The organism is Ruegeria sp. BHSB172 (assembly GCF_059613165.1).
In genome coordinates, this window is record NZ_JBXWRZ010000007.1 from 74,669 (window position 1) to 93,412 (window position 18,744).

Genomic DNA, 18,744 nt, shown 5'->3' on the forward strand with positions numbered 1-18,744 from the left:
AGATGAAGACGCTGAAGAAACGTCGTCGTGTACAGATCATTCTGTTGGCTTTCGTCGCCTTGGCCCTGGCGACGGGCCTGATCGGTTATGCAATGCGAGACGGGATCAACTATTTCCGCTCGCCCAGCCAGGTGATCGCCGAACCGCCGGCGCCGAACGAGGTGTTCCGCATCGGCGGGCTGGTCGAAGAAGGGTCAATCGTGCGCGGGCAGGGCGAGACGGTGCGCTTTGTCGTGACCGATGGCGGTGAAAGCGTTCCGGTGTCGTTCACCGGAGTGCTGCCTGACCTGTTTTCCGAGGGCCAGGGCATGGTCGGCACCGGCAGCTATGTCGACGGCGTTTTCCAGGCTACCGAAATCCTCGCGAAACACGACGAGACTTACATGCCCAAAGAGGTCATGGACGCCCTGAAAGAGCAGGGTGTATACAAGGAGGCCGGCGAGAGCTGATCCTGGCACTGCCGCACGGTGGTTGATCGAGGCGGGCGTTGCGCGGTAGGGCCGGGCAACGCCCGCTGTCGTTTCGAGCCATTAAATCTTTTGGCCGAGTTTTGGCTGCACGAGAACACAGAGGTGCAGCATGCAGACGGTTCGGCAGATCGCGTGGGAGATCGTGGCCCGCGAAGGTGGGTTCGTCGATGACCCGGATGACCCGGGCGGGGCCACGAAATACGGCGTCACCATCCACACGATGCGCCGCCTTGGGGTCGACCTGACGGATGATGGCGTGGTTGACCGGCGCGACGTGATGGCGCTGAGCCGGGAACAGGCGGTCGAGATATTCATCGCGCATTTTTTCCGGAAACCCCGGCTTGGGCTTGCCCCCGAGGCGCTGCAGCCGTCGCTGTTCGACATGTATGTCAACGCTGGGGCCCAGTCCGTACGCATTCTGCAGCGCCTGCTGGTGCAGATGGGGTTCGCGGTGATCGTTGACGGGGTGATGGGGCTACAGACCGCCGCGGCTTGCGCGCAGGCCGCCGTACCCGATCCGATGGCGCTGCGCGATGCCTACGGGGTGGCGCGGCGGAACTATTATTTCCGGCTGGCCGACCGGCGACCGGCCTCGCGCAAATATGTGCGTAGCCGGACCGGCGGCAAGGGCGGATGGATCCGTCGGGCCGAGGCGTTTCTGTCTCCGTCCTACCATCTGAGTGAATCGGAGTTTCACGAAAGGGTCGCAATATGGGGTTGATTGTGGGAATTTTCGATCTGCTGTTCGGGGGCGGACGCAACGTGGTGCGCGAAACAGCCGAAGTTTTCCGAGAAAATGCCGAGGCCGGCGCCGTGCGCGACGTCGAGATGCGCGGGCAGGCCATGAGCCAGTTCGGCGCCGAATTTGCGGTGCCGAGCAAAGGCGGATTCGACCGGTTCATGGACGGGCTGAACCGGCTTCCACGCCCGGCGCTGGCCTTGGGCACGCTGGGGCTGTTCGTTGCGGCGATGGTCGATCCGTTGTGGTTTGCGGCGCGGATGCAGGGCATCGCGCTGGTGCCCGAGCCGCTGTGGTGGCTACTGGGCGTGATCGTGTCCTTCTATTTCGGGGCGCGGCATCAGGCCAAGGTGCAGGATCTGCAACGCGACATCTCGGTCACGATGATGCGCGCGCCGCAGGTGATGGCCAACCTGCAGACGCTGCGCCAGATGCGGGCGGACAGCCCCGGCGCAGCCGACCCGGGCACGGATGCGGAACTGACGGCCCAACTGACCGCCCCGGACCCCAACCCGGCGCTGGACGACTGGCGGCGTCTGCGGGCCTGAGGCGCGACACTATGTGCGAGTAAGGGCGGCGAAAGTGATTGGCGCTCGGCACGGGGCGAGGGTATACCGGGCGCATGATTACCGAGCTTGGACATTTCGCCCTTATCCTCGCCTTTCTGGTGGCCATTGCGCAAAGTGTCGTGCCGTTGATCGGCGCGGCAAAGCGGTGGCCTTCGTGGATGTTTTTCGCCGAACCGGCCGCGGTGTCGCAATTTCTGCTGGCCGGGTTCGCCTTCGGCGCGTTGGTCTGGGCCTTCGCGACGTCGGACTTTTCATTGCGGATCGTGGTCGAGAACAGCCATTCGGCCAAACCGATGCTGTACAAACTCAGCGGCACTTGGGGCAACCATGAGGGCTCGATGCTGTTGTGGGTGCTGATCGTTGCGATCTTTGGCGCCATGGCGGCCTTTTTTGGCGGCGGCCTGCCGCCTACGCTGAAGGCGCGGGTGTTGGCGGTGCAGGGGGCCATCGGCGTGGCATTCTATGCCTTCATCCTGTTCACTTCGAACCCGTTCGACCGGCTGCCCGTGGCCCCGTTTGACGGGCGCGACCTGAACCCGCTGCTGCAGGATCCGGGGCTGGCCTTCCATCCGCCATTCCTGTACTTGGGCTATGTGGGGCTAAGCATGGCGTTCAGCTTTGCGGTCGCGGCCCTGATCGAGGGGCGCATCGACGCCGCGTGGGGCCGTTGGGTGCGGCCGTGGACGCTGGCGGCGTGGATCTTCCTGACCATTGGCATCGCGCTGGGGTCCTGGTGGGCCTATTACGAGTTGGGTTGGGGCGGTTTCTGGTTCTGGGACCCGGTCGAGAATGCCTCGTTCATGCCTTGGCTGCTGGCCGCCGCGCTGCTGCATTCGGCTATCGTGGTCGAAAAGCGCGAGGCGCTGAAAAGCTGGACCATCCTGCTGGCCATCATCGCCTTTGGTTTCTCGCTTATCGGAACCTTCATCGTGCGCTCGGGCCTTCTAACGTCGGTCCATGCCTTCGCCAATGACCCCGAGCGCGGGGTGTTCATCCTCTTGATCCTTGTGGTCTTCGTCGGCGGCGCGCTGACCTTGTTCGCCGCGCGGGCGCAGGCGATGGAGGCCAAAGGGGTGTTCGGCATGGTCAGCCGCGAAAGCGCGCTGGTGCTGAACAACATCCTGCTGGCCGTCAGCAGCTTTGTCGTGTTCGTTGGCACCATGTGGCCGATGCTGGCCGAGATGATGTTCGACCGGAAACTGTCGGTGGGGCCGCCGTTCTTTGACGCCGCGTTCACGCCGTTCATGGTGGTATTGGGGATCGTGCTGCCCCTGGGCGCTATGCTGCCGTGGAAGCGGGGCAAGCTGGGCCGGGTTGCGTGGCAGTTGCGCTATGCCTTCGTTCTGGCTGTGTCGCTGGCCATCCTCGTCTGGGTGGTACAGACGGGGCGCAGCGCGCTGGGGCCTGTGGGGTTGTTCCTGGGCGCCTGGATCACCTTTGGCGCCATCGTCGACCTGTGGAGCCGAACGGGCCGCAAGGGCAGCGTGGCGCGCCTGATGCGTCTACCGGGGGCAGATTGGGGCAAGGCTGTGGCCCACACCGGGCTGGGCATCACGATGTTCGCCATCGCCGGCCTGACCGCTTGGGAGGTCGAAGACATCCGCGTCGCCCGTGTGGGCGAGACATTCGAGGTCGGAGGGTTTGCCTTCACCCTGCAGGGGGTGCGCGAGGTCGAGGGCCCGAACTATTTCTCGACCATGGCGGATGTCCTCGTGGAAAAAGATGGCCGAACCGTCGCAACCCTGAACCCCGAAAAACGCACTTATCCGGTGGCGGCGATGCCCACCACTGAAGCGGCGATCGACTACCGCTTTCTGCGTGACGTCTATGTTGTGATCGGCGACCAGCAGGATGACGGCGGCTGGGTCATTCGGACGTATATCAAGCCTCTGGCAAATTGGATCTGGGGGGGCTGCATCCTGATGGCCTTGGGTGGGCTGCTCAGCCTGTCCGACCGCCGGTTCCGCGTGGCGGCGGGGGCGCGCAAAAACATGCCCGCAGGAGTTGCAGCGGAATGAAACGCCTGATCCTTGTTCTGATGTTGCTGGCCACGCCCGTGCTGGCGGTGCAGCCGGACGAAGTGCTGGACGATCCGGTTCTGGAACAGCGCGCGCGTGAGATCAGCGCCGGGCTGCGATGTCTGGTCTGCCGCAACGAAAGCATCGACGAAAGCAACGCCGAACTGGCGCGCGACCTGCGCCTGCTGGTTCGGGAACGGTTGGTGGCCGGCGATACGGACGAAGAGGCGGTTGACTTCATCGTGGACCGCTATGGCGAATATGTTCTGCTCAAGCCCAAGACCACGGGTGTGAACCTGCTGCTGTGGCTGGCCGGGCCGATCATGTTGCTGATCGCGGCAATCATGGGCTGGAGTTTCCTGCGCGGCCGCGCCCGCAGCGCCGCAACGGCCGAAACCGACGCTCTGAGCGAGGAAGAGCAGGAGCGGCTGCGCCGTATTCTGGAAGACTGACGCGTGGTTTGACTTTCCCTTGCCGGGCAATTGCGTCAGGGTTCGGGAAAATCTGTGCCAGGTGAGGACTTCATGGAATACGAAACGGTGCTTTTGAACATCACGGACGGTCTGGCGGTGCTGACGCTGAACCGGCCCGACAAGATGAACGCGCTGACAACCCAGATGCGGGCCGAGATCACCCACGCGATGAAACAGGCAGCCCATGACGCGCGGGCCGTGGTCGTGACCGGGGCGGGGCAGGCCTTTTGTTCCGGCCAGGATCTGGGCGATGCCTCGAGCACCGGCAAGATCGACCTGGAAGGCACGCTGCGGGACGAATACGAGCCGATGCTGAAGGCAATCTGGGATTGCCCGGTCCCGACGATCGCCGCCGTCAACGGTCCGGCTGCCGGGGCCGGGGCCAACCTGGCGCTGTGTGCCGATGTGACGATCGCGACCGAAAGCGCTTATTTTCTGCAGGCATTCGCCAAGATCGGTCTGTTGCCCGATGCCGGCGGTACCTGGTTCATGCCGCGCCAGATGGGGATGGCCAAAGCGATGGGGGCGGCACTGTTCGCTGACAAGATCAGCGCCCGTCAGGCCGATGACTGGGGCCTGATCTACGAAGCCGTGGCAGATGACGCATTCGAGGCCCATTGGCGCAAGCGCGCCGAGTATCTGGCCAAGGGTCCGACCGCAGGTTTCGGCGCGATCAAGAAGGCGATCCGCGGCACGTGGGAAAATTCGCTGGAACAGCAGCTGCAGGTCGAGGCCCATCTGCAGGGCGAATGCGGGCGCACACGGGACTTTGCCGAAGGCGTGGTGGCTTTTTTGGAAAAACGCGTCCCCCGGTTCGAGGGACGCTGACCTTCAGGCCCGGCGGCGCCGGCGTGTGCGCCGTTCGGGCGTAGCCTCGTCGCCGGTTCCGTCACTGGCGGACGAGAACGGTCCCAGCGCATCGGTGATCTGGTCCAGTGTCGGACGCGCGCCGCCTGGCGTGGTGTCCAGCGCCTTGCGCATTTCGCGCAGGTGTTCGGGCATGGTCCCGCAGCAGCCGCCAATTATGGTAGCCCCGGCGTCGCGCGCCATGGCGGCGTAACGGCCCATCAGCTCGGGCGTGCCGTCATAGTGGATGTGGCCATCGACATATTTCGGAATGCCCGCATTGCCCTTGGAGATCAGGGGGCGTTCGGTTCCCTGAGCAACAAAACCCAAAACTGTGCGTAGAATGTCTGAAGCGCCGGTTCCGCAGTTTGCGCCAAAGGCGATCGGCGGGTTGGGCAAGGTTTCGACCAGCTGCGCCAGATCGGCCGAGGTGACGCCCATCATGGTGCGCCCGGCGGTGTCAAAGCTCATGGTGCCACACCAAGGCATGTCGGCCAGGGCAAAGGCCTCGGCCGCGGCGCGGAATTCCTCGGGGGCGCTGATGGTCTCCAGCCACAGCACGTCGACGCCGCCGGCTTTCAACGCCTCGGCCTGTTCATGGAACATCTCAACCGCCTCGGCATGGGTCAGGCTGCCCACTGGTTCCAGGATTTCGCCGGTCGGGCCGACCGATCCTGCAACCACGACCGGACGCCCGGCGGAATCCGCCACCTCGCGCGCCAGTTCGGCGCCGATGCGGTTCAGCTCGGCCACGCGGGTATGCGCATCATGCAATTTCAGACGTGCAGCGGTTCCGCCGAATGTATTGGTCAGGAACAGGTCACTGCCTGCATCCACCGACCCCTGATACAGGGCGCGGATCTTGTCGGGCTGGTCGGTGTTCCACAGCTCGGGCGCGTCACCCGATTGCAGCCCCATGTTGAACAGGTTCGTTCCGGTGGCGCCGTCAGCAAGAATGGCGTCCTTCGTTTCCAGCAGTCTGGTCAGCGCATTGGTCATTGGAGATGTCCGGAGTTGTGGCCCCGAGGGCCAAAAATTTAGACGCCCCGTGTCGCATGACCGGGACGTCAAATCAAATTCATAATACTCATGAAGATCATGAGGTGGGCGGCGTGCCTCAGTTGGCTTCGCTCATCACCTGAGCTTTGGCCACTGGCAGCAGTTCCGCCATCTTGGCGCGGATTTCCTCGGGGCTGGACAGATCGCCCAGATCGGCGGCGACTTTGCGCACCACGTCTTCGTGGCCGGCTTCTTCGAAATCGGCGATTACCACGGATTTTGCGTACTCGGCGGCCTCATCGCCACTTTTGCCCAGTTTTTCAGCAGCCCACAGGCCCAGCAACTTGTTGCAACGGGCTTGCGCCTTGAACTGCATTTCTTCGTCATGGGCGAATTTTGCTTCAAAGGCGTTTTCGCGGTCGTCGAACGTGGTCATCGGTGTCGGGCCTCTTCGGGTAGTGTTGCGTTTGATGATGATATGACCATACGCGCGGTCGGGTGCAAGGTATTTGCGCTGCATCAAAGCCTCTCGGATGCATGAACTTGCGGGAAAGGGGGGCTTGCACTATGAGAGCGCCAGAGCGCAGGGACTCATTCCCTCGCCCCACGCTGGAAAGGTCGCACATGGCGCGTCGCAAGAAGATTTACGAAGGCAAGGCCAAAATCCTGTATGAAGGCCCCGAACCGGGCACGATCGTGCAGTATTTCAAGGATGATGCCACCGCGTTCAACGCCGAAAAGAAGGACGTGATCGACGGCAAAGGGGTCCTGAACAACCGCCTGAGCGAATTCTTCATGTCCGGCCTGAACCAGATCGGCGTGCCGACCCACTTTATCCGCCGCCTGAACATGCGCGAACAACTGGTGCGCAGCTGCGAGATCATCCCGCTGGAGGTGATCGTCCGCAACTATGCCGCCGGGTCGTTGTCGAAAAGGCTGGGTATTGCCGAGGGCACGCAGCTGCCGCGTCCGATCGTCGAGTATTGCTACAAGGACGATTCGCTGGGTGATCCGCTGGTGACCGAGGAACACATCGCCGCCTTTGGCTGGGCCAGCCAGCAGGACATGGACGACATCCTCAGCTTGGCGCTGCGGGTGAACGACTTCATGAGCGGCGTGATGCTGGCGGTGGGTATCCGACTGGTCGACTTCAAGATCGAGATCGGTCGTGTCTACGAGGGTGACTTCCAGCGCCTGATCGTCGCGGATGAGATCAGCCCCGACAGCTGCCGCCTGTGGGACATCGAGACAGGGCAAAAGCTGGACAAGGACGTGTTCCGCCGCGATCTGGGCAGCCTGACCGACGCCTATTCAGAAGTTGCGCGGCGGCTGGGAGTTCTGCCCAAAAGCAACGTGACAAAACCCACGCTGATCAACTGACGCCGGGGCCCAACCAGGGGCAGCGGCAACAAGGATTTGGAAATGGCGAGGCCACACGGTTTCGCAAGTGAACCAGAGGACGACCTGAGATGAAGGCACGAGTGCACGTTATGCTGAAAAACGGGGTTCTGGACCCGCAGGGCGAGGCCGTGCGCCATGCCCTGGGCGCCCTGGGGTTCGACAAGGTCGAAGGCGTGCGTCAGGGCAAGGTGATCGACCTTGAACTGGCCGAGGGCGCAACCGAGGCCGACGTGGCCGAGATGTGCGAAAAGCTGTTGGCCAACACGGTCATCGAACGTTACGAGATCGAACTGGTCTGAGTTTTCCAGCCGTTTCCCCAAGGAGGGTTTGCCATGCGCGCTGCCGTTGTCGTGTTTCCCGGGTCCAACTGTGACCGGGATCTTGCCGTTGCCTTCGAACAGGTCGGGTTTCAGGTCGACATGGTCTGGCACAAGGATGCCCAACTGCCGCAGGGCGTGGACATCGTGGGCGTTCCGGGCGGTTTTTCCTATGGCGACTACCTGCGCTGCGGCGCGATCGCCGCGCAATCGCCGATCTGCAAGGCCGTGGTCGAACATACCGAACGCGGCGGCTATGCCGTCGGCATCTGCAACGGGTTCCAGATTCTGACCGAGACCGGCATTCTGCCAGGCGCGCTGCTGCGAAATGCCGGGTTGAAATACATCTGCCGCACGGTGGAATTGAAGGTCGAGACCGCCGACAGCGCCTTTACTCAGGGCTATGACGCCGGCGACGTGATCCGCATTCCGATCGCGCATCACGACGGCAACTATTTTGCCGATGACGACACCGTCAGCCGCCTCCGAGACGAAGACCGAATCGCGTTTACCTATGTCGACAATCCGAACGGCTCGCGTGGTGATATTGCCGGCATCCTGTCGCACAACCGGCGCGTGCTGGGTATGATGCCCCATCCCGAAAGGGCGGCGGATCCTGCGCATGGCGGCACCGACGGGGTGGCGCTCTTCCGCGCATTGTCGGGGGTGCTGACGCCTGCGTGACTTGAGGTCAGGTGCATCGGCGCGTAGCCTCGGCTCATGACATCCGACGCGCAAAAAGGCTGGAAATCGATCTTCGGCAGCGTCGCCCCGCTGGGGTGGCGGTTGCGGCTGGCGGTATTCGGCCTGTTGCTGGCCGCGGCCGCGACCGTGTGGGTCACCAACAGCCTGCTGACCGACCGGTTCACCGAATCCACCCGCAATCGGGCTGAACTGCGGCTGACGCTGTATTCCGGCAACCTGCTGAGCGAGCTGCGCCGCAACGCCATCGTGCCGCAGTTGCTGGCGCGGGATCCGACGTTGATCTCGGCCTTGCAGTCGGGCGATTTCTCGTTGTCGACGCAACGCCTGCTGTCCTTCGTCGAGGAAATCGGCGCGGCGTCGCTGATGCTGTTGGACCGCGACGGCCGGGCGGTCGCCGCGACCGACCGCAACCGGTTGGGCGAAGGGCACCGCAGCGCGGCCTATTTTGTGGAGGCGATCCGGTCCAATTCAACGATTTTCTCGGTCATCCCGCGTGAGGCCGGGGGCTATCACTTCGTTTATTCGCGGCGGCTTGAAGCCGGCGCCGAGATTCTGGGCGTGATCGTCGTCGAGGTGGACCTGCAGAAATTCGAAAGCGCCTGGGCCGGGATTTCGGATGCCGTGATGGTGACCGACAGCACTGGCACGATCATCTTGTCGACCGAACCTCAGTGGCGTGGGTTGAACGAGCAGGAGGCGCTGTTGCGGCAGCACCCGCAGGGGGCCATCGAGCGCGCCATACGGGCCACCGCCGACTGGACGGCACTGCCGCCCGACGCCTACCTGCAGGGCGAAGCGGTCATGCGAATGGAGACGCGGATTCCGTTCCGCGGCTGGAAGATGACCTCGTTCACGACCTATTCCTCGATCCGCGAAAAAGTGAACAGCGTTCTGGCGCTCGAGATCATGGGCTTTGCGATTCTGCTGGCGCTGGCCTTCTATGCGCTTAGCCGCAGGGCGACTTTTCGCATGGCGCTGTTCCAGCGCGAGTCGGCGGAGCTTCGCGCATTGAATGCCCGCCTGCAGCGCGAAATCGCCGAGCGGGAACGGGTTGAAAAGACGCTGGAAGTGGCGGAACAGACGCTGGCGCAAAGCTCGAAGCTGGCCGCTTTGGGAGAGATGTCGGCGGCGGTGAGTCACGAGCTGAACCAGCCGCTGGCGGCGATGAAGACCTATTTGGCGGGCGCACGGCTGCTGCTGCGCCGCAACCGCCCAGAAGAGGCGTTGGCCAGCTTTGGCCGCATCGACGGTCTGATCGAGCGGATGGGCGCGATCACGCGGCAGCTCAAGTCTTACGCTCGCAAAGGGGCGGATGCGTTTTCGCCCGTGAATCTTGGCGAGGCGCTGGCTTCGTCGCTGTCGATGATGGAGCCGCAACTGCGTCAGCGCCACGTCAAGATCAGCCAGATCCTGCCTGAAGAGCCGGTGATCGTGATGGGCGATCGGATGCGGCTGGAGCAGGTCATGGTGAACCTCTTGCGCAATGCGCTGGACGCCACCAAAACAGTGGTGGAGCCCGAGGTGGAGATCATACTGGCCGCGGGCGAAACCGCCGTTCTGGCGGTACGCGACAACGGCCATGGGATCGAGAATATCGAGAACCTGTTCGAACCCTTCTACACCACGAAACGCGCCGGTGACGGGGTCGGCTTGGGGCTTGCCATCTCGTCGGGTATCGTGAACGACCATGGCGGACGGCTGACCGCGCGCAACGGCCAGAACGGCGGCGCGGTGTTCGAGATGCAACTGCCCATCTTGGGGCAAGACGGCCTGGAGGCCGCAGAATGACGAGGATCTAGCTATGGCACAGGCCATGAAGATTGCCATCGTGGATGACGAACAGGACATGCGCCAGTCGATCAGCCAGTGGTTGGCGCTGTCCGGGTACGACACCGAGACCTTCGCCAGCGCCGAAGATGCGTTGAAGGTTCTGGGGCCGGATTATCCGGGGATCGTGATCTCGGACATCAAGATGCCGGGCATGGATGGCATTCAGCTGTTGAAAAAGCTGATGGGCGCCGACAGCACCTTGCCGGTGATCATGATTACCGGGCACGGGGATGTGCCGATGGCCGTCGAGGCGATGCGGGTGGGGGCGTTCGACTTTCTGGAAAAGCCGTTCAACCCCGATCGGATGTCGGAACTGGCCAAACGCGCCAGTAACGCGCGACGGCTGACGCTGGACAACCGGGCGCTGCGGCGCGAGCTGTCGGGCGGCACCCAGATCATGAACAAGCTGATCGGCGCCAGCCCGGTGATGGAGCGCCTGCGCGAGGATATTCTGGACCTGGGCCAGGCCGACGGGCATGTGCTGATCGACGGCGAAACCGGCACCGGCAAGACCCTCGTGGCGCACGCGCTGCATGCAGTGGGAAGCCGGGCGGGCAAGAAATTCGTTCTGGTCTCCTGTGCCGCGCTCGAGGAAGAGGCGCTGGCCAAGCGGCTGTTCGGACCCATGATGCCCGAGGACACGCAACTGCCCGCCATCGAGGAAGCCCGGGGCGGCACTCTGGTGCTGGAGGATATAGAGGCGCTGAGCGACACGCTGCAGGCGCGGTTGCTGAGCGTGATGAACGAGCAGGGAACACCGGCCGAAACCCGGATCGTTGCGATCTCGAACCTGCAGGAAGCGGGCAAGACCAGCGAGGACGTGCTGCGGCCCGATCTGTTCTATCGTCTGGCGGCGCTGCGGATCACCATGCCGCCGCTGCGGCAGCGGGGCGAGGATATCCTGACCCTGTTCACCCGGCTAAGCGAGCAGTTTGCCGAAGAATACGGTTGTGAGGCGCCGCAAGTCAGCGCCCAGGAGGCCGCGCAGCTGTTGCAGGCCCCATGGCCGGGCAACGTGCGCCAGTTGATCAACATCGCCGAACGCGCGGTTCTGCAGTCGCGGCGCGGTTCGGGCACCATCGCGTCGCTGCTGATGTCCGATCATGAAGAGATGCAGCCGGTAATGACCACCGAGGGCAAGCCGCTGAAGGAATACGTTGAGGCGTTCGAACGGATGCTGATCGACAACACCATGCGGCGGCACAAGGGGTCGATCGCCTCGGTGATGGAGGAATTGTGCCTGCCGCGCCGGACGCTGAACGAGAAGATGGCCAAATACGGGCTGCAACGGGCAGATTATTTGTGAGGGAGGGGCCAGCCCCCTCTTGGCCTTTCTGGCCAATTCTCCCCCGGGATATTTGCGGCCAGATGAAGATCAGGCGACAATTGAACATGGGCCGTGCAGTTTGCCCATTGTGTTTTCCACAGGACTGCTTTTAATGTGTCAGGACGGACCCGGCCCGAATTGGGGCTGACGTGTCCCGGATCATTGAGTTTCGCTGCTTGGCCGCGGATGGTGACCCATCTCTCCGGGTGAAGCATGCAGATTGTGCCCAGCAATGGGCAGTAGAGCACCTGAGCCCTTTCATCGGGCAAAAGGAATAATGGGCAGGCAGCGGCATGGTCGCGCCTGTCGGAGAAGAACCGCGATGACGCGCGCGCAACGATTGAGTGTACGAGCAGGGTGGCGAGTTGCCGATCCCTGCCGCGCGCCGTCCGAAATCGCCCAGACAAGACACCACCCCAGATGCGCCTGTCCGCCTGGACAGGTCAGGACAGCGCGTTTGGTGCGGTGCATCAAGGACACATGGCAAAGAAAATGCTTATCGATGCCACCCACGCGGAAGAGACCCGCGTCGTGGTGGTGGACGGAAACAAGGTCGAGGAATTTGATTTTGAGTCCGAGAACAAACGCCAGCTTGCCGGCAATATCTATCTAGCAAAAGTCACGCGCGTCGAGCCTTCGCTGCAGGCGGCCTTCGTGGATTATGGTGGAAACCGCCACGGATTCTTGGCGTTTTCCGAGATCCACCCGGATTACTACCAGATCCCGGTCGCCGACCGCGAAGCGCTGATGGAAGAGGAACGGGCCTATGTCGAGGCGCTGAAGGCGCGTGACGAGGCGGATGAAAGCGGTCCGAAGAAGCGCCGTTCGCGGTCGCGGTCCAAGGCGGCGTCGGCCAAGTCGGATGACCCGGTGGAAACCCTCGAGGTTTCCAGCGAGCCGACCGGCATGGAAACCATCGACCTCGACGTGGATGGGAGCATTGCGGACCTGCCTGTGCCCGAGGGCACCTCGCCGATGGAGACGGTGGCAGAGACGCCCGTTGAGGAGCCGGATGAACCGGCGGTGGATGAACCCGTCGCGGTTGGTGACACAGAAGCCGAGACCGACGCGCCTGCGAGTCAGGTGGAAGCTGACGATGGTGAGAACGGCGCAGATGACGAAGCGCCCGCCAAGCCTGACGCAGCCGCCAAGGACGAGTCGATCGAGTCGGTGGCCGATGACGATGACAGCGAGGATATACGGCCGCCGCGCAAGCCGCGTCCGCGTCGCTACAAGATCCAGGAAGTCATCAAGGTGCGCCAGATCCTGCTGGTGCAGGTCGTCAAGGAAGAGCGCGGCAACAAGGGCGCGGCGCTCACGACATATCTATCGCTGGCGGGCCGCTACTGCGTGCTGATGCCCAACACCGCGCGTGGCGGCGGCATCAGCCGCAAGATCACCAACGCCGCGGATCGCAAGAAGCTGAAGGAGATCGCGTCGGAGATCGACGTGCCCAGCGGCGCGGGCCTGATCATCCGGACCGCGGGTGCCAAACGCACCAAATCCGAGATCAAGCGCGACTATGAGTACCTGCAGCGGTTGTGGGAGCAAATCCGCGAGCTGACACTCAAGTCGATCGCGCCGGCGAAGATCTACGAGGAAGGGGACCTGATAAAGCGGTCGATCCGGGATCTGTACAACCGGGAGATCGACGAGGTTCTGGTCGAAGGCGAGGCCGGGTACCGCATCGCCAAGGACTTCATGAAGATGATCATGCCGTCGCACGCCAAGAACGTGAAACGGTACGAGGACCAGCTGCCGCTGTTCGCGCGTTATCAGGTGGAAAGCTACCTGAGTTCGATGTTCAACCCGACGGTACAGTTGAAGTCGGGCGGCTATATCGTGATTGGCGTGACCGAGGCGCTGGTGGCCATCGACGTGAACTCGGGCCGGGCCACCAAGGAAGGCTCGATCGAGGAAACCGCGCTCAAGACCAACCTCGAGGCCGCCGAGGAAGTGGCACGCCAGCTGCGCCTTCGCGATCTGGCCGGTCTGATCGTCATCGATTTCATCGACATGGACGAGCGCAAGAACAACCTGGCCGTCGAGAAACGCCTGAAGGACAAGTTGAAGACGGACCGTGCGCGGATCCAGGTGGGGCGGATTTCGGGCTTTGGTCTGCTTGAGATGAGCCGACAGCGCCTGCGCCCCGGCATGCTCGAGGCAACCACGCAGCCTTGCCCGTCGTGCCACGGCACCGGGCTGATCCGCTCGGACGACAACATGGCGCTGGCCATCCTGCGCCAGATCGAGGAAGAAGGCACCCGCCGCCGCTCGCGCGAGGTTCTGGTGCGCTGCCCGGTCAGCATCGCCAACTATCTGATGAACCAGAAACGCGAGCACATCGCCCAGATTGAGTCCCGCTATGGCTTGTCGGTCCGGGTCGAGGGCGACGTTCATCTGGTCAGCCCCGATTTCTCGATGGAGAAGTTCAAAACCGCGACCCGGGCGGTGCCCGAGGTCTCGGCGCCGGTGGTTTCGGCCTCGGCGTCGTTGATGGATCTGGTCGACTCCGAGGAGGAGGCCGTGGACGATGCCGACGCTCAGGAGACGTCCGAGGAGGAGGCAAAGCCCAAGCGCAAGCGTCGTCGTCGGCGTCGCAAGAAGAACGGCGGAAATGCCGAGCAGCCCGAGGGCGCCCAGGCCGAGAACAAATCCGGCACCGTGACGGAAGATTCTGCGGCGGAAGAGTCGGAGGACGCCGTTACCGCCTCTGAGGACGGTGCAGGGGACGAGACTGCCGAGACGGAACAAGCAGCCGAGGTGGAGAAGGCCGAGGAGGAAAAATCCGCCAAGCCGAAACGGCGCCGGGCACCGCGGCGGAAGAAGACCGCCGAGGCCGAGGTGGCAGCCACTGAGCCGACCAATGAGAGTGAAGCCGGAGAGAATGCTCCGGCGGCGCAGGAGGCTCTGTCCGAACCGGCTGTAACCGATGAGGGGGCGTCAAACGAGACGCCGACTGCTGAGGTTCAGCACGAGACCGATACCGCAGTAGCGGAGGCACCGAGTGAGCCGGTCGTTTCGGAGGAAAGCCAGGTTGAGGCTGTCGAAACCGTCGCCCTGTCGCCCGCCGAAGCGGATGCATCACCTGCGGACCAAGGCGTTGACGCGACCGAAACACCCGCTGAGCCCGCAGAGGAGGCGCACAGCGGCGCGGTCCTTGAAGTGGCTACGGAACAACCCGCGCCCGCCCCGGCCAAGCCCAAAAAACGCGGGTGGTGGTCGCTGGGAAGCTGAACGAAAAGGCGGGCCAATCGGCCCGCCATTTTTTTCTTAGGGCATCACGCGTTTTTTCGGATCAGATAGACTTGGTGATCGGGCATGTCCTGTCGCCCAACAAGTTCGTGACCGGATTCCGCGCAGAAATGCGGAACATCGACGACGGCGGCCGGATCATCGGCCAGCAGGCGCAGAATAGACCCCGCCGGCATGGATTTCAGCCTTTTGCGGGCTTTCAGAACGGGCAGGGGACACAAAAGGCCCAGCGCGTCAAGGGTTTCGGCTTCATGAGTCATGTGCCTCAGATATTTGCCGCGAAGCGCTCTGTCCAGCATGCAGCCACGAGGATGTGACCGAATGGCCCCGTGACGCGGCCGTTCGGATACCCTATCTGCAGTGTCATGTTCGGAATCGATATCATCGACGCGGGGCTGCTGCCCGCCATGTTCATCGCGCTGGTCGGCGGGTTGATCAGCTTTCTGTCGCCCTGCGTGTTGCCGATCGTGCCGCCCTATCTGGCCTATATGAGCGGCGTGACCATCCACGAGATGCAGGATCAGGCGCAGGCCCGGCGCAAGGCGACCCTGTCTGCGCTGTTCTTCGTGCTGGGGCTGTCGACGGTGTTCCTGCTGCTAGGCTTCACGGCCTCGGCCTTTGGCGCCTTCGTGCTGCAGAACCAGGAGCTGTTCGCTAAGGCCTCGGGTCTGGTGGTGATCGTTTTCGGCCTGCATTTCCTGAACGTGTTCCGCATTCCGATCCTGGACCGTGAGGCGCGGGTCGAGACCGGGGACGCTGGCGGATCGGTATTCGGGGCTTACATCCTTGGGCTGGCCTTCGCATTCGGCTGGACCCCGTGCATCGGTCCCCAGCTGGGCGCGATCCTGTCGCTGGCCGCGTCCGAGGCCTCGGTGGCGCGGGGCACGTTGCTGTTGGGGGTCTATGCCGCAGGCCTGGGCATTCCGTTCCTGCTGGCGGCGATGTTCCTGAACCGGTCGATGTCGGTGATGAACAAGCTGAAGCCGCATATGGGCACGATCGAAAAGGTCATGGGTGGCCTGTTGCTGGTGGTCGGCATCATGCTGGTGACGGGCCTGTTCAGCCAGTTCAGCTGGTGGCTGCTGGAAACATTCCCGGCGCTGGCCACTCTGGGCTGACGCGGCGCCCGGCCGCGATGATCGGGCCTTACCTTGGCCACATCGCTGCGCTAACCTGCCCGCAACAAGGGCAGAGGCATGAGCAGTCAGGTTCCGCAATCTGGGGTACAACGACGCCGGGTGTTCTATATCCCCGGCTATGATCCGATCCATCCCCGCCGCTATCGCGAACTCTATCGGAAAGAGGGGCGCACGCAATCAGGGATTTCCGGGTATCAGTTGGAGGTCTCGGCCAAGACGGGCGATGGCCCCTATGGCTGGCATGTCCGGTTGGTGCAGGACGGGGCCGAGGTGCAGACGGAGGTCGAGGTTCTGGTCTGGTCCGACATCGTACGCGACAGCATGGACAGCTCGATCCCGGCGACCTATTGGCAATTGCTGCGCACGGCGTGGGTCTACATTGCGACCGGCACGCTGTGGCGGCTGGTAGGCTTGCGCAAGGGCCCGGTGATCGCTGCGCTGTATCCAGTGGGGATGTTGCTGGTGCAACTGGCGGCGGCAGTGGCACTGGGATGGGGCCTCGTGGCGTTACTGTTCCCGTGGGTCGGGGTTTTGGCGCTTCTGCCAGCGCTGGCGCTTTTGGTGGTGGTCCTGCGCTGGTTTCGCAAGATCGACAACCGTCTGTTCGCCTATTACCTAATGCACGACTATGCCTATTCAGCGCGGCTGCGCGGGGAAACGCCGCCCGAGTTGCAGGCCCGGTTGGACGAATTCCGTGCCACTATCGCGGCGGCTCTGCATTCGCCGGTCGATGAGGTTCTGGTGGTGGGCCACAGTTCCGGCGCGCATCTGGGGGTCTCGGTTCTGGCCGACCTGCTGCGGCGGGGCAATGTGCCGCCGGATGGCCCCGTCCTGTCCTTCCTGACATTGGGGCAGGTGGTGCCGATGGTGTCATTCCTGCCGCGGGCCGATCGGTTGCGGGCCGACCTGCAGCTGCTGTCGCAGACCGAGCAGTTGACATGGGTCGATGTCTCGGCGCCCGGGGATGGCTGCGCGTTTGCCTTGTGTGATCCGGTTGCGGTCAGCGGCGTTGCCGGGCCTGGCAAACGCTGGCCGCTGGTTCTGTCAGCCGCTTTCACGCAAACCCTGTCGCCCGAACGCTGGGGAGCTTTGCGCTGGCGGTTCTTCCGTCTGCATTTCCAGTATCTTTGCGCGTTCGACCGGCCGGGCGACTATGATTATTTCCGCATCACCGCCGGGCCGCAGACATTGGGCGCGCGGTTCGCCGAGCGTGCCCCGTCGAAGTCGCGGATCGAGCGGGCGGTGTCCAAATACCGAACGGTGCGCGCATGACCCCGCCCAAGCCGCCCGTCAGACCTGACAAGGTATCGCTGTGGCAATACCTGCGTCTGTTCCGGCGTGACATCCTGTCGGCCCAGCCGCAACGCCTGTACCGCGCCTGGATGGCCGAGTTCCGGACCCCATTCTTCCGGTCCTATCTGATCAACCAGCCCGAACTGATCGACCGGGTTCTGAAACACCGCCCCCAGGATTTCCCGAAATCCGGCCGGATCAGCGAAGGCCTGCGGCCCTTGTTGGGCCAATCGGTATTCCTGACCAATGGTGCGACCTGGGAGCGCCAGCGCCGCATCATCGACCCGGCCTTCGAGGGCGGACGGCTGAAGCAAACCTTTCCCGCGATTCTGGCCTCGGCCGAGGCTTGCGCCGAACGCCTGCGCGACAAGACAGGCGTACCGGTCGAGATCGAGGAAGTCACCAGCCATGCCGCCGCCGATGTGATCTTTCGGACCCTGTTCTCAGTGCCGATCGAGCACGAGATCGCCGCACAGGTGTTCGAGAAATTCCGCGCCTATCAGCGGCAGCAACCGCTGCTGAACCTTGCGGCTTTCGTGCCGCTGCCCGACTGGGTGCCCCGGTTCCACGCGCGCAAGACCCGCCGTGCGGCGGCCGAAATCCGCACCTTGATCGCCCGCCTGACCCGCGAGCGGGCCGCGCAGATCGCCTCCGGCACTGCGCCCGACGATCTGGCCACCAAGATCATGACCACGCCCGACCCCCTGACCGGACAGAGTTTCAACACCGACGAGATGATCGACCAGGTCGCCATTTTCTTTCTGGCCGGGCACGAAACCAGCGCTTCGGCCTTGGCGTGGGCGCTGTACCTGATGGCCGCCTATCCCGACTGGCAGGAACGCGTGGCCGAGGAAGCTGGCGCGCAGGACAAAATCAGCTTTGCCAGCATGTCCATACTGCGCATCAGCCGCGATGTGTTCCGCGAGGCGCTGCGGCTCTATCCCCCGGTGCCGATGATGGTGCGCGAGGCCACATGCCCCGAACGCTTCCGCGACCGCGACGTGCCCAAGGGCGCGCAGATCGTACTCAGCCCATGGCATCTGCACCGCCATGAGCGGCTGTGGGAAGACCCCGACGGCTTTGACCCGGCCCGCTGGGCGACCGAAAACGGCAAAGCCTGCCAGCGTGCGGCGTTCATCCCGTTTTCGGCCGGGCCGCGCGTCTGCACCGGGGCGGGGTTTGCGATGGTTGAGGGGCCGTTGATCCTGTCGATCCTGCTGCGCCGGTACCGGTTCGAACCTGTTGAGGGCCGCACCCCGGTACCGGCGGCGCATCTGACGGTCCGGTCGCGCGACGGAATCTGGCTGCGCGTGGTTGAGCGCTAACAAACTATCATCGCCCCGCGCCATGCTGTATGCGATTG

Annotated in this window: 18 protein-coding genes; 15 read left to right on the forward strand and 3 right to left on the reverse strand. The window is 63.5% G+C overall.

Going from position 1 to position 18,744, the window contains the following annotated elements; genetic code table 11:
* The first annotated feature begins 2 nt into the window (after positions 1–2).
* The 6 genes from ccmE to AC2FM3_RS05945 all read left to right on the forward strand — a co-directional run bounded on the left by ccmE (position 3) and on the right by AC2FM3_RS05945 (position 5,097).
* Complete coding sequence (ccmE, locus tag AC2FM3_RS05920) at positions 3–449, forward strand: cytochrome c maturation protein CcmE (RefSeq protein WP_496679880.1); 447 nt, start codon at positions 3–5, stop codon at positions 447–449.
* A gap of 130 nt (positions 450–579) precedes the next feature.
* Positions 580–1,191: a holin-associated N-acetylmuramidase gene (locus AC2FM3_RS05925; RefSeq protein ID WP_496679882.1), complete on the forward strand. Its 612-nt coding sequence runs from the start codon at positions 580–582 to the stop codon at positions 1,189–1,191.
* The gene (locus AC2FM3_RS05930) at positions 1,182–1,757 is read left to right on the forward strand and encodes a holin family protein (RefSeq protein ID WP_496679884.1); all 576 of its coding nucleotides are present in this window, start codon (positions 1,182–1,184) and stop codon (positions 1,755–1,757) included. Before AC2FM3_RS05925 ends, AC2FM3_RS05930 begins: the two co-directional genes overlap by 10 nt.
* A 74-nt stretch (positions 1,758–1,831) precedes the next feature.
* On the forward strand, positions 1,832–3,796 hold the full coding sequence (locus tag AC2FM3_RS05935; RefSeq protein WP_496679887.1) for a heme lyase CcmF/NrfE family subunit: 1,965 nt from the start codon (positions 1,832–1,834) through the stop codon (positions 3,794–3,796).
* Positions 3,793–4,248 (forward strand): cytochrome c-type biogenesis protein, encoded by a 456-nt coding sequence (locus AC2FM3_RS05940; protein WP_496679890.1) that lies wholly within the window; start codon positions 3,793–3,795, stop codon positions 4,246–4,248. Before AC2FM3_RS05935 ends, AC2FM3_RS05940 begins: the two co-directional genes overlap by 4 nt.
* Positions 4,249–4,320: 72 nt before the next feature.
* Positions 4,321–5,097 carry an enoyl-CoA hydratase-related protein gene (locus AC2FM3_RS05945; RefSeq protein WP_496679892.1) on the forward strand — a complete coding sequence of 259 codons (777 nt, stop codon included), beginning with the start codon at positions 4,321–4,323 and terminating at the stop codon, positions 5,095–5,097.
* Positions 5,098–5,100: 3 nt separating this feature from the next.
* Here the strand turns inward: AC2FM3_RS05945 and bmt are convergent, their stop codons facing one another.
* Positions 5,101–6,114 carry a betaine--homocysteine S-methyltransferase gene (bmt, locus tag AC2FM3_RS05950; RefSeq protein WP_496679895.1) on the reverse strand — a complete coding sequence of 338 codons (1,014 nt, stop codon included), beginning with the start codon at positions 6,112–6,114 and terminating at the stop codon, positions 5,101–5,103.
* A 118-nt stretch (positions 6,115–6,232) separates the two neighbouring features.
* Positions 6,233–6,550, reverse strand: a complete 318-nt coding sequence (locus tag AC2FM3_RS05955; protein ID WP_496679965.1) for a DUF1476 domain-containing protein — start codon at positions 6,548–6,550, stop codon at positions 6,233–6,235.
* A 188-nt stretch (positions 6,551–6,738) separates the two neighbouring features.
* Here AC2FM3_RS05955 and purC point away from each other — a divergent pair, with 188 nt between their 5' ends.
* The 6 genes from purC to AC2FM3_RS05985 all read left to right on the forward strand — a co-directional run bounded on the left by purC (position 6,739) and on the right by AC2FM3_RS05985 (position 14,931).
* Positions 6,739–7,494, forward strand: coding sequence for a phosphoribosylaminoimidazolesuccinocarboxamide synthase (purC, locus tag AC2FM3_RS05960; protein WP_496679897.1), 756 nt, complete (start codon positions 6,739–6,741; stop codon positions 7,492–7,494).
* 89 nt (positions 7,495–7,583) lie between these two features.
* Complete coding sequence (gene purS / locus AC2FM3_RS05965; protein WP_149775174.1) at positions 7,584–7,814, forward strand: phosphoribosylformylglycinamidine synthase subunit PurS; 231 nt, start codon at positions 7,584–7,586, stop codon at positions 7,812–7,814.
* 33 nt (positions 7,815–7,847) lie between these two features.
* Positions 7,848–8,516: a phosphoribosylformylglycinamidine synthase subunit PurQ gene (purQ, locus tag AC2FM3_RS05970; protein WP_496679901.1), complete on the forward strand. Its 669-nt coding sequence runs from the start codon at positions 7,848–7,850 to the stop codon at positions 8,514–8,516.
* Positions 8,517–8,552: 36 nt separating this feature from the next.
* Positions 8,553–10,325, forward strand: coding sequence for a sensor histidine kinase (locus tag AC2FM3_RS05975; protein WP_496679904.1), 1,773 nt, complete (start codon positions 8,553–8,555; stop codon positions 10,323–10,325).
* 13 nt (positions 10,326–10,338) lie between these two features.
* Entirely contained in the window at positions 10,339–11,673 is a 1,335-nt protein-coding gene (locus AC2FM3_RS05980; protein ID WP_093961984.1) for a sigma-54-dependent transcriptional regulator, read from the forward strand.
* 501 nt (positions 11,674–12,174) lie between these two features.
* Positions 12,175–14,931, forward strand: coding sequence for an Rne/Rng family ribonuclease (locus tag AC2FM3_RS05985; protein WP_496679906.1), 2,757 nt, complete (start codon positions 12,175–12,177; stop codon positions 14,929–14,931).
* Positions 14,932–14,975: 44 nt separating this feature from the next.
* Here AC2FM3_RS05985 and AC2FM3_RS05990 read toward each other — a convergent pair whose 3' ends face one another.
* Positions 14,976–15,209, reverse strand: coding sequence for a sulfurtransferase TusA family protein (locus AC2FM3_RS05990; protein WP_496679907.1), 234 nt, complete (start codon positions 15,207–15,209; stop codon positions 14,976–14,978).
* 105 nt (positions 15,210–15,314) lie between these two features.
* On the opposite strand from AC2FM3_RS05990, the gene AC2FM3_RS05995 reads away from it, so the two are divergent.
* The 3 genes from AC2FM3_RS05995 to AC2FM3_RS06005 all read left to right on the forward strand — a co-directional run bounded on the left by AC2FM3_RS05995 (position 15,315) and on the right by AC2FM3_RS06005 (position 18,706).
* Positions 15,315–16,067 (forward strand): cytochrome c biogenesis CcdA family protein, encoded by a 753-nt coding sequence (locus AC2FM3_RS05995; RefSeq protein ID WP_496679909.1) that lies wholly within the window; start codon positions 15,315–15,317, stop codon positions 16,065–16,067.
* Between the two features lie 78 nt (positions 16,068–16,145).
* Positions 16,146–17,360: a hypothetical protein gene (locus AC2FM3_RS06000; RefSeq protein ID WP_496679910.1), complete on the forward strand. Its 1,215-nt coding sequence runs from the start codon at positions 16,146–16,148 to the stop codon at positions 17,358–17,360.
* On the forward strand, positions 17,357–18,706 hold the full coding sequence (locus AC2FM3_RS06005; protein ID WP_496679912.1) for a cytochrome P450: 1,350 nt from the start codon (positions 17,357–17,359) through the stop codon (positions 18,704–18,706). The genes AC2FM3_RS06000 and AC2FM3_RS06005 overlap by 4 nt, the downstream gene beginning before the upstream one ends.
* Positions 18,707–18,744 lie beyond the last annotated feature (38 nt).

Coding starts and splice junctions, on each gene's coding strand:
- ccmE (WP_496679880.1), top strand. CDS start 3: ATGAAGACGCTGAAGAAACGTCGTCGTGTACAGATCATTCTGTTGGCT.
- AC2FM3_RS05925 (WP_496679882.1), top strand. CDS start 580: ATGCAGACGGTTCGGCAGATCGCGTGGGAGATCGTGGCCCGCGAAGGT.
- AC2FM3_RS05930 (WP_496679884.1), top strand. CDS start 1,182: ATGGGGTTGATTGTGGGAATTTTCGATCTGCTGTTCGGGGGCGGACGC.
- AC2FM3_RS05935 (WP_496679887.1), top strand. CDS start 1,832: ATGATTACCGAGCTTGGACATTTCGCCCTTATCCTCGCCTTTCTGGTG.
- AC2FM3_RS05940 (WP_496679890.1), top strand. CDS start 3,793: ATGAAACGCCTGATCCTTGTTCTGATGTTGCTGGCCACGCCCGTGCTG.
- AC2FM3_RS05945 (WP_496679892.1), top strand. CDS start 4,321: ATGGAATACGAAACGGTGCTTTTGAACATCACGGACGGTCTGGCGGTG.
- bmt (WP_496679895.1), bottom strand. CDS start 6,114: ATGACCAATGCGCTGACCAGACTGCTGGAAACGAAGGACGCCATTCTT.
- AC2FM3_RS05955 (WP_496679965.1), bottom strand. CDS start 6,550: ATGACCACGTTCGACGACCGCGAAAACGCCTTTGAAGCAAAATTCGCC.
- purC (WP_496679897.1), top strand. CDS start 6,739: ATGGCGCGTCGCAAGAAGATTTACGAAGGCAAGGCCAAAATCCTGTAT.
- purS (WP_149775174.1), top strand. CDS start 7,584: ATGAAGGCACGAGTGCACGTTATGCTGAAAAACGGGGTTCTGGACCCG.
- purQ (WP_496679901.1), top strand. CDS start 7,848: ATGCGCGCTGCCGTTGTCGTGTTTCCCGGGTCCAACTGTGACCGGGAT.
- AC2FM3_RS05975 (WP_496679904.1), top strand. CDS start 8,553: ATGACATCCGACGCGCAAAAAGGCTGGAAATCGATCTTCGGCAGCGTC.
- AC2FM3_RS05980 (WP_093961984.1), top strand. CDS start 10,339: ATGGCACAGGCCATGAAGATTGCCATCGTGGATGACGAACAGGACATG.
- AC2FM3_RS05985 (WP_496679906.1), top strand. CDS start 12,175: ATGGCAAAGAAAATGCTTATCGATGCCACCCACGCGGAAGAGACCCGC.
- AC2FM3_RS05990 (WP_496679907.1), bottom strand. CDS start 15,209: ATGACTCATGAAGCCGAAACCCTTGACGCGCTGGGCCTTTTGTGTCCC.
- AC2FM3_RS05995 (WP_496679909.1), top strand. CDS start 15,315: ATGTTCGGAATCGATATCATCGACGCGGGGCTGCTGCCCGCCATGTTC.
- AC2FM3_RS06000 (WP_496679910.1), top strand. CDS start 16,146: ATGAGCAGTCAGGTTCCGCAATCTGGGGTACAACGACGCCGGGTGTTC.
- AC2FM3_RS06005 (WP_496679912.1), top strand. CDS start 17,357: ATGACCCCGCCCAAGCCGCCCGTCAGACCTGACAAGGTATCGCTGTGG.